This window comes from Stenotrophomonas maltophilia group sp. SKK55 (assembly GCF_057179845.1).
In genome coordinates this window covers 240,348-251,557 of record NZ_JBXUHP010000018.1, presented here as the reverse complement: position 1 = coordinate 251,557, position 11,210 = coordinate 240,348, and the positions used below count along the sequence as shown (strand labels likewise).

General features: G+C 66.7%; 10 protein-coding genes. 6 read left to right on the top strand and 4 right to left on the bottom strand.

Annotated elements, in window-relative coordinates; translation table 11 throughout:
* Window positions 1-285 precede the first annotated feature (285 nt).
* Window positions 286-1,545, top strand: a complete 1,260-nt coding sequence (gene fabV / locus AC2A1N_RS10130) for an enoyl-ACP reductase FabV (RefSeq protein WP_484372189.1) — start codon at window positions 286-288, stop codon at window positions 1,543-1,545.
* 114 nt (window positions 1,546-1,659) lie between these two features.
* Here the strand turns inward: fabV and AC2A1N_RS10125 are convergent, their stop codons facing one another.
* The 3 genes from AC2A1N_RS10125 to AC2A1N_RS10115 form a co-directional block, all read right to left on the bottom strand.
* On the bottom strand, window positions 1,660-3,729 hold the full coding sequence (locus tag AC2A1N_RS10125; RefSeq protein WP_061477970.1) for an EAL domain-containing response regulator: 2,070 nt from the start codon (window positions 3,727-3,729) through the stop codon (window positions 1,660-1,662).
* A 91-nt stretch (window positions 3,730-3,820) separates the two neighbouring features.
* The gene (locus AC2A1N_RS10120; protein WP_061477923.1) at window positions 3,821-5,005 is read right to left on the bottom strand and encodes a BaiN/RdsA family NAD(P)/FAD-dependent oxidoreductase; all 1,185 of its coding nucleotides are present in this window, start codon (window positions 5,003-5,005) and stop codon (window positions 3,821-3,823) included.
* Complete coding sequence (locus AC2A1N_RS10115; RefSeq protein ID WP_005416207.1) at window positions 5,002-5,550, bottom strand: YaeQ family protein; 549 nt, start codon at window positions 5,548-5,550, stop codon at window positions 5,002-5,004. Before AC2A1N_RS10115 ends, AC2A1N_RS10120 begins: the two co-directional genes overlap by 4 nt.
* 124 nt (window positions 5,551-5,674) lie before the next feature.
* Between AC2A1N_RS10115 and AC2A1N_RS10110 the strand changes: the two genes are divergently transcribed.
* A complete protein-coding gene (locus AC2A1N_RS10110; protein WP_242893793.1) occupies window positions 5,675-6,544 on the top strand; it encodes a pseudouridine synthase in 870 nt (289 codons plus the stop codon).
* Window positions 6,545-6,557: 13 nt separating this feature from the next.
* Here AC2A1N_RS10110 and AC2A1N_RS10105 read toward each other — a convergent pair whose 3' ends face one another.
* Window positions 6,558-7,046, bottom strand: a complete 489-nt coding sequence (locus tag AC2A1N_RS10105) for a YaiI/YqxD family protein (RefSeq protein WP_111097299.1) — start codon at window positions 7,044-7,046, stop codon at window positions 6,558-6,560.
* 302 nt (window positions 7,047-7,348) lie between these two features.
* On the opposite strand from AC2A1N_RS10105, the gene AC2A1N_RS10100 reads away from it, so the two are divergent.
* From AC2A1N_RS10100 to AC2A1N_RS10085, 4 genes are all read left to right on the top strand, one after another.
* Entirely contained in the window at window positions 7,349-7,558 is a 210-nt protein-coding gene (locus AC2A1N_RS10100; RefSeq protein ID WP_005416210.1) for a cold-shock protein, read from the top strand.
* A gap of 186 nt (window positions 7,559-7,744) precedes the next feature.
* Window positions 7,745-8,434 carry a glutathione S-transferase family protein gene (locus AC2A1N_RS10095; protein WP_057500523.1) on the top strand — a complete coding sequence of 230 codons (690 nt, stop codon included), beginning with the start codon at window positions 7,745-7,747 and terminating at the stop codon, window positions 8,432-8,434.
* Window positions 8,435-8,466: 32 nt separating this feature from the next.
* Window positions 8,467-10,032, top strand: a complete 1,566-nt coding sequence (locus AC2A1N_RS10090; RefSeq protein WP_242893790.1) for a protein adenylyltransferase SelO — start codon at window positions 8,467-8,469, stop codon at window positions 10,030-10,032.
* Window positions 10,033-10,647: 615 nt separating this feature from the next.
* On the top strand, window positions 10,648-11,184 hold the full coding sequence (locus AC2A1N_RS10085) for an adenine phosphoribosyltransferase (protein ID WP_061477918.1): 537 nt from the start codon (window positions 10,648-10,650) through the stop codon (window positions 11,182-11,184).
* Window positions 11,185-11,210: the final 26 nt, after the last annotated feature.

Genomic DNA, 11,210 nt, shown 5'->3' with positions numbered 1-11,210 from the left:
CCGCCAGCGGCTGGGCCGGGCCCCGGAGGGGTACTTGCAGCGTCCCCCTCAACCGGACCCACCCCGCCCACCCCCAGGAACCCAGCTTCTGCCGTTGCTCTGGCTCTGGCCGTTGCTCCTGCCTCTGCGGGTGCAGGGTGCAGCCCTGCAAAGAGAAACCCCACCCTACGCCAGCGTCGGTTGTGCATTCGGCCCCCGCGCACTACGATCCTGCGGTTCGCGCGCGTGCGCGCCCGTACTCCTGCTGAGCGCCCCGTGCGCCGCATCTGCCAACCCGAGGTATCCATGGTCATCAAACCGCGCGTCCGCGGCTTCATCTGCGTCACCACCCACCCGACCGGCTGCGAGGCCGCGGTCAAGCAGCAGATCGACTACATCCGCGCGCGTCCGCCGATCCAGAACGGTCCCAAGCGTGTGCTGGTGATCGGCGCCTCCACCGGCTACGGCCTGGCCGCACGCATCACCGCTGCCTTCGGCAGTGGCGCTGCCACCCTCGGCATCTTCTTCGAACGACCGGGCAGCGAGACCAAGCCGGGTACCGCGGGCTGGTACAACTCGGCCGCGTTCCACAAGTACGCCGACGAAGCCGGCCTGTATGCCAAGAGCATCAATGGCGATGCCTTCTCCGATGAAGTGAAGGCGAAGACCATCGAAATGATCAAGGCCGATCTGGGCCAGGTCGACCAGGTTGTCTACAGCCTGGCAGCGCCGCGCCGCAAGCACCCGAAGACCGGCGAGATCATCAGCTCCACGCTGAAGCCGATCGGCGAGCCGATCACCCTGCGCGGGCTGGATACCGACAAGGAAGTGATCACCGAGACCACCCTGCAGCCGGCCACCCCGGAAGAAATCGCCGGCACCGTCGCGGTGATGGGCGGCGAGGACTGGCAGATGTGGATCGATGCGCTGGCCGATGCCGGCGTGCTGGCCAATGGTTGTACCACCACGGCCTTCACCTACGTGGGCGAAGAGATCACCCAGGCAATCTACTGGAATGGCTCGATCGGCGCGGCCAAGAAGGACCTGGACACCAAGGTGCTCGGGATGCGCGAAAAGCTGGCGAAAATCGGCGGCGACGCGCGCGTGTCGGTGCTGAAGGCCGTGGTGACCCAGGCCAGCTCGGCCATTCCGACCATGCCGCTGTACCTGTCGCTGCTGTTCAAGGTGATGAAGGAAAAGGGCACTCACGAAGGCTGCATCGAGCAGCTCGACGTGCTGTACGACATCCTTTACGGCGGCAAGGCCGATGGCACGGCGGTCGATCGCCTGCGCCATGACCTGGTCGATGGCGACGGCCACACCGTCGCGCTGGTCGATGAGGAAGGCCGCCTGCGTGCGGACTACAAGGAAATGGCCGCAGACGTGCAGGGCAAGGTGGTCGCGCTGTGGCCGCAGGTGACCAACGAGAACCTGTACGAAATCAGCGACCTGGCCGGTTACAAGGCCGACTTCCTGCGTCTGTTCGGTTTTGGCGTGGAGGGCGTCGACTACGAGGCCGACGTCAACCCGGACGTGAAGATCGGCAACCTGGTCGACATGACCTGATCAAGCAGAAGGCCGGCGAAAGCCGGCCTTCTCGTTTGTGTAGAGCCGAGCCATGCTCGGCTCCTCTTCGCTTGAGTCCCGCAGCCGAGCATGGCTCGGCTCTACAGAGAGGCGTTACCCGAATTCGAACCCCATCTCCGGCAACGCCGGGCCGACGAAATCGCCCTGCACGTAATCCACGCCGGCACTGAACAGCAGCGTCATCGAGTTGGCATCGCTGACGAATTCGGCAATGGTGCAGATGCCCGCTTCCTGAGCACGCGCGGTGATCTGGCTGATGCGGTCGATGTTCTCGCGGGTGGCAGCCAGGTCGCTGGTGAAGCCCCGGTCCAGCTTGAGGAACTGCGGCTGGAAGTGGGCCAGCAGCTGGAACGAGTCCAGCCCGGAACCGAACTGCTCCAGGCCGATGCGGCAGCCCAGTGGCGCCACTTCGGCAAGGAACTGCTGTGCACTGCGCAGGTGGGTGAACACCTTCGCTTCCGGTGCATGCAGCCACAGCCGTTCGCCGGGCACGCCCTGTGCCTGCAGCTCGCGGCGCAGGGTGGCGATCATCTGTGGGTCATCGAACGATTCCGGCGTGACCTTCACCAGCACCTGGGTGGCATGACCCGCACGTGCGCGTTCGCCCAGCACCGCGATCGCCTGCGAAACCACCCAGCGGTTGATGTCGGCCAGCAGGCCGTGTTCCTCGGCGATGCCCAGGAACGCGGTCGGGCTCAGCAGCTCGCCGTTGTTTTCCAGGCGCAGATAGGCTTCGTACAGTTCCAGTGGTTCGCCCTGCAGGTTCAGCACCGGCTGGTAGTGGAGCTGGAAACCGTCGCCGGCCAGCGCCTCGCGGATGCGCGCCACCCAGCGCTGCACACGCTCTTCCTCGACGCGGTCAGCGGCAGCCGGGTCGAAGATGCGGCAGGTGTTACCCAGCTCGGCTGCAGCCTGGGTGCATTCGCTGGCGCGCGCCAGCACCTGGCCGATGCTGGCGATCTTCTCACCGACCTGCACGCCACCGATGCTGACCGTCACCGTGGCCGAGCGTGCACCGATGCTGAAGACGTGCGCGGCGTAGGCTTCTCGGATGCGCTCGGCCAGCGCCACGGTCTGTGCATAGGGCCCGGCCTGCAGCACGGCGAAATTGTGCTCGCCGAAACGGGCCAGTTGCGCATCCTCGCCAACCACTTCGGCCAGCAGGGCGGCGAGGGCGCCGATCAGGGTGTCGGCCGAGGCCAGGCCGATATCCGGCAGCAGGCGCGCGTAGTGGTCCGGCTCGATCAGCAGCAGGCCGAACTGGCCCTCGCTGCGCCCGGCCTGGGCCACCGCGCTTTCCAGCTGCAGCATGAAGGTCGGGCGATTGAGCAGGCCGGTGACCTGGTCGCGCTGGCGCAGGTCCTCGACCTCGCGTGCCAGTTCGGGGTCGAACTCCATGCGGCGGCGGAGCACCACCTGCAGGCAGGACTCGCCCTCGTAGGTGGCCGCCGCAAATTCCATCGTCGCCGGGAACGCACTGCCGTCCTGGTGGCGCGCGTCGAGCTGGTACTGAGGCGGCGGCGCCTCGCCACGGCTGAGGCCCTTCAGCAGCTGCTTGAAGCCCTCCACGTGCTGGGCGGCGACCATGTCCAGCAGCGAAATGCCTTCGATGTCGTCGAAATGCTCGTAGCCGAACATCTCCAGGTAGGCGTCGTTGGCGCGGATGTGCATGCCTTCATGCACGTAGGCGATGGGGTCGCGCGAGGAGGCGATCAGCGCGTCGCAGCGGCGCTCGGTCTCGCGCATCTGCGCCTCGATGCGGCGCAGGCCGCGGCGCGCCTGCAGGTCCACCCACTGGTCGCGGACCACGGCGAGCAGGTGCTCGGGGCGCTGGCGCAGGGCAAGGGCACGGATGCCATGGCTGCTGGCCTGCACCAGTTCGTCCTCGTCGATGCGCTCGGCCAGCAGCACCAGCGGGATGTCCTTGCCGCTGGCGGCGATGTGCTGGGCTGCCAGCTGCAGCGGAATGCCCTGCGACGGCGAGGCCAGCACCAGGTCGATGGCCTGGCTGGTCAGCACCTGGGCCAGCTCGGCTGCATCCTGTGGGCGCCACGGGCGTACCGCGATGCCGCTGTTGCGCAGGGTGCTGACGATGGCTTCGGCATTCTCGCCGCTGTCATCGACGATCAGCAGGCGGATGGTGATGTCGTTCGCGTTCTGCATGCACTGCTCCCCAATCTGCGAATCTAGATACACGATGCGCGGCGAACCGTCCATGCGCGTCCCCCTTGCGCGCATGGAACGGCGAAGTGGTTCACACCACGCCGCCCGCTGCGTGCCCGCTTGCCCAGGCCCATTGGAAGTTGTAGCCGCCCAGCCAGCCGGTCACGTCCAGCACCTCGCCAACGAAGTGCAGGCCGGGGACGCGCTTGGATTCCATCGTTGAGGATGACACTTCGGCGGTGTCCACGCCGCCCAGGGTGACCTCGGCGGTGCGGTAGCCTTCGGTGCCGCTGGCCACCAGCGGGAATGCGCCCAGCAGCTGCGCAGCCTGGCGCAGCACCGGCTCGTCCAGCTGGCGCACGGGGCGGTCGGGCAGCCAGTGCTCGCACAGCCGCTGTGCCAGCCGCTTCGGCAGTACCTCGCCCAGCACCGTGCGCAGCTCGGCGGCGGGGCGGTCGCGCTTCATCTGGCGCAGCCACTCGCCCGCATCCTGGCCCGGCAACAGGTCCAGCTCCAGCGCATCGCCGGGCTGCCAGAACGAAGAGATCTGCAGGATGGCCGGGCCGCTCACGCCACGGTGGGTCAGCAGCATGAAGTTCTGGAAGCTCTTGCCGTTGCAGCGCGCCTCGATTGGCAGTGCGACGCCGCTGAGGTCGGCCAGCCGCTCCTGGTGCTTGCCGCTGAGGGTCAGCGGTACCAGCCCGGCGCGGGTCGGCAGCACCTGGTGGCCGAACTGGCGGGCCACTTCATAGCCAAAGCCGCTGGCCCCCATGCTGGGAATCGACAGGCCACCGGTGGCAACCACCAGCGAGGCGCAATGGAACAGGCCGTGCGTGGTGTGCACGCGGAAACCATCGCTGCCATGCTCGATGCGCTGCACGCTGCAGTCGGTACGGATCTGTACGCCGGCCGCCTGGCATTCGTCCACCAGCATTTTCACGATCTGCTTGGAGGAGACATCGCAGAACAACTGCCCCAGTTCCTTTTCGTGATACGCGATGCCGTGTTTGTGCACCAGCTCGATGAAGTGCCAGGGCGTGTAGCGGGCCAGCGCCGACTTGCAGAAATGCGGGTTGGCCGACAGGAAGTTGGCCGGGGTGGTGCCGGTGTTGGTGAAGTTGCAGCGGCCACCGCCGGACATCAGGATCTTCTTGCCGACCTTGTTGGCATGGTCGATCACCTGCACCTGGCGGCCGCGCTGGCCGGCAGTGATCGCGGTCATCAGCCCGGCTGCGCCGGCGCCGATGACCACCACGTCACAACGGATCGTGCTCATGCCTTGGCGCGCTTGCGCCAGGTCGGGATCACGTCGAGCTGCATCTGATCGTTGAGCAGCTGCACTTCACCGTCCTGGATCAGCACGCTCCAGCGCATCGCGCGCTGGATCTGCTGGCCCCACAGCTCTACGAAGGCACCGTCGAGGTCGACCACCGAAAGATTGTCGAAGCGCGCCAGGCCCTTGCCCTGCTTGCCCCACCAGATCTCCGAGGCATTGCCGCCATAGTTGACCACCTGCACCTGGCGGCTGCGGTTGCTGGCCTTGCGGATGCGCGATTCGTCCGGATGGCCCAGGTCGATCCACTGCAGGATGTCGCCGGTGTAGTCGTGTTCCCACAGGTCGGGTTCGTCATCGGTGCTCAGGCCGCGGCCGAACTCCAGGCGGTCGCCGGCGTTCAGCGCGAAGGCGAGCAGGCGCACCATCAGGCGCTCGTCGGTCTCGGACGGATGCTGGGCCAGGGTCAGGTTGTGGGTCGCGTAGTAGCCGCGATCCATGTCGCTGATCTGCAGTTCGGCCTTGCGGATGGTGGCGGTAAGAGCCATGGGGGATCCGTGGACTAAAGAGGACAATGATAGAGGTTTGCTCCGGGGGTGTCCGTGGCCGGGCTGTCTGCGCAGCGTCAACGGTGGCACGCTTGCGTTCTTTCCCGTGGCCGGAGTGGACGCCATGACCTTGCCCAGCCGACTGCAGTTGCCGCCCGGGCCCTGGGCCACCCTGCTGGATGGCCTGTGTGCACGTTTCCCGCGCATCGCGCGCGCGCAATGGCAGGATCGCTTCGCGCGTGGCCGTGTGCTGGATGCGCAGGGCAGGGCGCTCACTGCGGACATGCCCTGGCAGGTCGGGCGGGAGATCCAGTACTTCCGCGAGGTGGCCGACGAACCGGTGATTCCCTTTGTCGAGACCATCGTCCATCTGGATGCGCACCTGCTGGTAGCCGACAAGCCGCATTTCCTGCCGGTGACACCTGCGGGTGGGCATGTGCGCGAGACGCTGCTGGCGCGGCTGGTCGCCCGCACCGGCAATGCTGATCTGGTACCGCTGCACCGGCTGGATCGGCTGACGGCCGGGTTGGTGCTGTTCTCGACCCAGCGAGGGTCGCGCGATGCTTACCAGCGCCTGTTCCGTGAGCGGCGCATCGAGAAGACCTATGAGGCCCTGGCACCGGCGCTGCCGGGGCTGGCGTTTCCGTTGCAGCGGGACAGCCGGTTGGTACCGGGCGAGCCGTTCTTCCGCATGTTCGAAGTGCCCGGTGAACCCAATGCGCGCAGCCGGATCGAGCTGATCGAGGCCGAAGGGGCGATCTGGCGCTACCGGTTGCTGCCGGAGACCGGCCGCAAGCATCAGTTGCGCGTGCACATGGCCATGCTGGGGGCGCCGATCGTGGGTGACGACCTGTACCCGCAGCTTCGGCAACGGCCACTGGATGTGGCCGAGTCACCGCTGCAGCTGCTGGCGCGGGCCCTGGCCTTCGACGACCCGTTGAGTGGCGCACGACGGATGTTCAGCAGCGGCCGCAGCCTGAGCCTTCCGGCTTAGGGCGGCCAGGCGCTCAGCGGGCCGGGCGTCGCGCCAGCCAGCGGTCCAGCTCGGCGGCGAACAGCTGCCGGTCGCGGGGTCCCAGGGGCGGCGGTCCGCCGGTCTGGACCCCGGCGCCGCGCAGTTCCTCCATGAAATTGCGCATCGACAGCCGCTCGGCCATGTTGTTCGGCGTGTACAGCTGGCCGCGCGGATTCAGCGCCACGGCCTTTTTCTCCAGCACCAGCGCAGCCAGTGGGATGTCCTGGGTGACGACCAGGTCTCCGGCGGCGACCCGCTCGACGATGGCGCTGTCGGCCACGTCCAGGCCCTGCGGCACCTGGATCGAGCGCAGCCAGCGAGAGGGCGGGGTGCGGATCCACTGGTTGGCGACCAGGGTCAGTTCGATCCCCACCCGTTCAGCCGCACGAAACAAGATGTCGCGAATGACAGTGGGACAGGCGTCCGCGTCCACCCAGATGCGAGGGGGCGCGTATTCAGCGGGGGTTTCAGCTTCAGTCATTTCCCCAGTGTAGGGTAGGAAAAACCTGAATAGGGGCTCGGGGTTAGCCGCGAACGGCTGCCAACCCTTGTCACGCCTAGCGGGTGACCTGGTCCCATGAACGTCGGGACTATCGCTTTTTGCGGAAAACACGCGTATCGTGCGACCCACTGTGTTTGCTAGGGTCACCGTGAATCGTGGCCTGGTGCAGTTGATCTCACGATCCGCTCATCGATCCGCTTTACCAACGCCTGCAACTCAGTCTCGGCCCCGATACCCGGTGGCTGCGATTTTTTTCAACATGTGTTTCAGGAGTTAGTAAAATGTCTGAACGTCAGACCGGCACCGTCAAGTGGTTCAACGACGCCAAGGGCTTCGGCTTCATCACCCCGGAAAGCGGCCCGGACCTGTTCGTGCACTTCCGCGCGATCCAGGGCACCGGCTTCAAGACCCTGCAGGAAGGCCAGAAGGTTACCTTCATCGCCGTCCAGGGTCAGAAGGGTATGCAGGCTGACCAGGTGCAGGCGGTCTAATCCGTCTGCTACCGTTGGGTAGCCAGAACGCCGGAAGCGAGAGCTTCCGGCGTTTTTTATTGCCCGCTGTTTTTTGTAGAGTCGAGCCACGCTCGACTGGTTTCAAAGACAGTGGAGCATGGCTCGACTCTACAAAGGGCATGCAGCCGGCGCGGTAGGATGGAGGCCTTCCCGAGGATCGTCCCCATGCGCATCGTTCATCACCTGGAAAACTCCCGTTCGCTGCGCGTGCTGTGGATGCTGGAGGAGCTGGGGCTGGACTACGAACTGCGCCGCTATCCGCGTGACCCGAAGACGCTGCTGGCGCCGCCGGAACTGCGCAACGTGCATCCGCTGGGCAAGTCGCCGGTGCTGCAGGATGGCGAGCTGGTACTGGCCGAGTCCGGTGCGATCCTCGACTACCTCGCTGACCGTTACGACACGCAACGCCAGCTGTCGCCGTCACCGATGCCGGCCGACGGGGCCGAACGCATCGCCTACCGCTACTGGCTGCACTACGCCGAAGGCTCGGCGATGCCGCCGCTGCTGCTGACCCTGGTGATGGGCCGCATACGCAACGCGCCGATGCCGTTCTTTGCGCGCCCGATCGCACGCAGCATTGCCGACAAGGCCGAGCGCGGCTTCATCGGCCCGCAGCGGCGGCTGCATCTGGACTGGATGGAGCGCCGCCTGGCTGAAAGCCCGTGGTTTGCCGGTGAGCGCTTCAGTGCGGCCGACATCCAGATGAGCTTCCCGATCCAGGCCGCTGCCGCGCGTGGCGGTGGGCTCGACGACAAGCCGGCGCTGCGCGGCTTCCTCAAGCGCATCAGCGAGCGCCCGGCCTACCAGCGTGCCGAAGCCCATGGCGGGCATCTGCAGGCGCTCAGCGGCAATTGAGGCGGGCGGCGGCCGCCCCCATCTTCAGCACCATGGATACCGACAGCCTCCGTTTCGACAACCGCCTGCTGCACACCCTGCCGGGCGACCCCGAATCCGGCCCGCGCCGCCGCGAAGTGCTGGGCGCGGCCTGGTCGCCGGTGATGCCGACTCCAGTGACGGCGCCCACACTGCTGGCCTGGGCGCCGGATGTTGCCGCGATGCTTGGCTTCGATACCGCTGAAGTCGAAAGCGAAGGCTTCGCGCAGGTGTTTGGCGGCAATGCACTGTACGCCGGCATGCAGCCATGGGCAGCCAACTACGGCGGCCATCAGTTCGGCCATTGGGCCGGCCAGCTCGGCGACGGACGTGCGATCTCGCTGGGCGAGCTGGTGGCACCGGATGGCCGCCACTGGGAGCTGCAGCTGAAGGGGGCCGGGCCGACGCCTTACTCGCGCGGTGCCGATGGACGGGCAGTGCTGCGCTCGTCGATCCGCGAGTTCCTGTGCAGCGAAGCGATGCACCACCTGGGCGTGCCGACCACGCGCGCGTTGTCGCTGGTCGGTACCGGCGAGGAGGTGGTGCGCGACATGTTCTATGACGGCCACCCGCGTGCCGAGCCTGGCGCCATTGTGTGCCGGGTCTCGCCGTCGTTCCTGCGTTTCGGTTCGTTCGAGCTGCCGGCCTCGCGTGGCGAGACTGCCTTGCTGCAACAGCTGGTGGACACCTGCATCGCCCGTGATTTCCCCGGGCTGGAGGGGCAGGGCGAGGCACTGTATGGCGACTGGTTCGCGCAGATCGCGGTGCGCACCGCCGAGATGATCGCGCACTGGATGCGTGTCGGCTTCGTGCACGGCGTGATGAACACCGACAACCTGTCCGTGCTCGGTCTCACACTTGATTACGGCCCCTATGGCTGGGTCGAGGACTTCGATCCGGACTGGACGCCGAACACCACCGACGCCCAGGGGCGCCGCTACCGCTTCGGCACCCAGCCGCAGGTGGCGTACTGGAACCTGAGCCGATTGGCGCAGGCGCTGTCGCCGCTGTTCGCCGATGTCGCACCGCTGCAGGCGGGCCTGGCGGCCTACCAGTCCACCTTCGTGGCCTGCACGCGTCGCGATGCTGCATCGAAGCTGGGGCTGGCTGCTGCCGACGATGACGACCTGCAGCTCTACCAGCGCTGGCAGCAGCTGATGCAGGAGGGCGCCATGGACATGACCCTGGCCTGGCGTGCACTGATGCGCATCGACCCGTCGGCAGCGGACGCTACGGTTCTGGACGCGGTGTACTACGACGAGGCGCGCAAGCAGGCGGTACAGGCGCCGTTGCAGCAATGGCTGCAGGACTACGCAGCGCGCCTGCGTAGCGATCCGCTGGCGGCCAGCGAACGCTTGGCGAAGATGGCAGCGGCCAACCCGCTGTACGTGCTGCGCAACTGGCTGGCCCAGGAGGCGATCGACCGCGCAGAGCAGGGTGACCTCGGCGGTGTGCATGCGCTGCAGGACGTGCTGCGCGACCCATACACCGAACGCCCGGGGCTCGAGCACTTCGCTGGCAAGCGCCCGGCGTGGGCCGACAACCGCGCCGGCTGCTCGATGCTGTCCTGCAGTTCCTGAGGCTGGGTTTCGGCAGGGCTGCGCCCTGCACCTGCAGAGACCACCGCGCAAGCAACGGCCAAAGCCAAAGCGGCTCTGGATTGCTGATGGTCTGGCGGGACGGTGTGGGGCTGCAGGACACGCCGTAAACCCGCCCATGGGGGCTCGATGGCGCCATCCATGGCGCCAACGGTCCTGCAGCCCCACACCGCCCCACCTCCGACAGATTCCCGCTGCTGTGGGTAGGTGTCGACCTTGGTCGACACGGTAGATCCACGCCATGCGTGGATGCTCTTCGTTCAATCTTCGAAATACTCGATTTCGATGAAGATTCATCCAGACATGGCGTGGACCTACAGAACGCAATGCCCGACAGATCGCAGAAATCTGTCGAAGGCGGGGTGGGTCCGGTGGCGGGAGTGTCCGCGGCATGGATGCCGCGGCCAAGCCCCCATGGACGGGTTTACGGCGTCTCCCGCCATCGGATCCACCCCGCCATCCCACAGGAAACCAGCTTCTGCCGTTGCCGTTGCTTGAAGCTTCCGCAGGTGCAGGGCGCAGCCCTGCCGACACCCCCAACAGGCAGCCGGCGCCCGGAACAGGTACCCTATGCCGCCATCAGATAGCCAATGTGACATGACCGACGCCATTGTCGTTCCGCAGTGGGCCTCCCGCCTGCGCGACATCGCCGACTTCCCCAAGCCCGGTATCCTGTTCAAGGACATCATGCCGCTGCTCGCCCACGGCGAGGACTTCCGCGGCGCGATCACCGCGATGGCCGACCGTTGGCGCGACCAGAAGCTGGACGCGGTGGTCGGCATCGAATCGCGTGGTTTCATCCTCGGCGCCGCGATGGCACTGGAGCTGGGCGTGGGCTTCGTGCCGGTGCGCAAGCCGGGCAAGCTGCCGGGCCAGGTGCTGCGCGAGGAATACACGCTGGAGTACCGCAGCGACTGCATCGAAGTGCACGCCGACGCGTTGCCGTCCGGTGCCCGCGTCGCGATCATCGATGACGTGCTGGCCACCGGCGGCACGCTGGTCGCTGCGTTGTCGCTGGTTCGCCGCCTGGGTGTTGAAGTGGTCGGTGCAGGCGTGCTGGTCGAGCTCGACGGCCTGGGCGGCCGGGCCCGCTGGGAGGCGGGCTTGCCACTGCACACCGAACTGGTGTTCTGATCGAAGGGTGAATGCCAACCAAGTTT

What these genes read in the sequence shown, in the direction of transcription:
- AC2A1N_RS10120 (WP_061477923.1), bottom strand. Translation starts at nt 5,005, where the DNA reads ATGAGCACGATCCGTTGTGACGTGGTGGTCATCGGCGCCGGCGCAGCC.
- AC2A1N_RS10090 (WP_242893790.1), top strand. Translation starts at nt 8,467, where the DNA reads ATGGATACCGACAGCCTCCGTTTCGACAACCGCCTGCTGCACACCCTG.
- AC2A1N_RS10095 (WP_057500523.1), top strand. Translation starts at nt 7,745, where the DNA reads ATGCGCATCGTTCATCACCTGGAAAACTCCCGTTCGCTGCGCGTGCTG.
- AC2A1N_RS10105 (WP_111097299.1), bottom strand. Translation starts at nt 7,046, where the DNA reads ATGACTGAAGCTGAAACCCCCGCTGAATACGCGCCCCCTCGCATCTGG.
- AC2A1N_RS10125 (WP_061477970.1), bottom strand. Translation starts at nt 3,729, where the DNA reads ATGCAGAACGCGAACGACATCACCATCCGCCTGCTGATCGTCGATGAC.
- AC2A1N_RS10115 (WP_005416207.1), bottom strand. Translation starts at nt 5,550, where the DNA reads ATGGCTCTTACCGCCACCATCCGCAAGGCCGAACTGCAGATCAGCGAC.
- AC2A1N_RS10110 (WP_242893793.1), top strand. Translation starts at nt 5,675, where the DNA reads ATGACCTTGCCCAGCCGACTGCAGTTGCCGCCCGGGCCCTGGGCCACC.
- AC2A1N_RS10085 (WP_061477918.1), top strand. Translation starts at nt 10,648, where the DNA reads ATGACCGACGCCATTGTCGTTCCGCAGTGGGCCTCCCGCCTGCGCGAC.
- fabV (WP_484372189.1), top strand. Translation starts at nt 286, where the DNA reads ATGGTCATCAAACCGCGCGTCCGCGGCTTCATCTGCGTCACCACCCAC.
- AC2A1N_RS10100 (WP_005416210.1), top strand. Translation starts at nt 7,349, where the DNA reads ATGTCTGAACGTCAGACCGGCACCGTCAAGTGGTTCAACGACGCCAAG.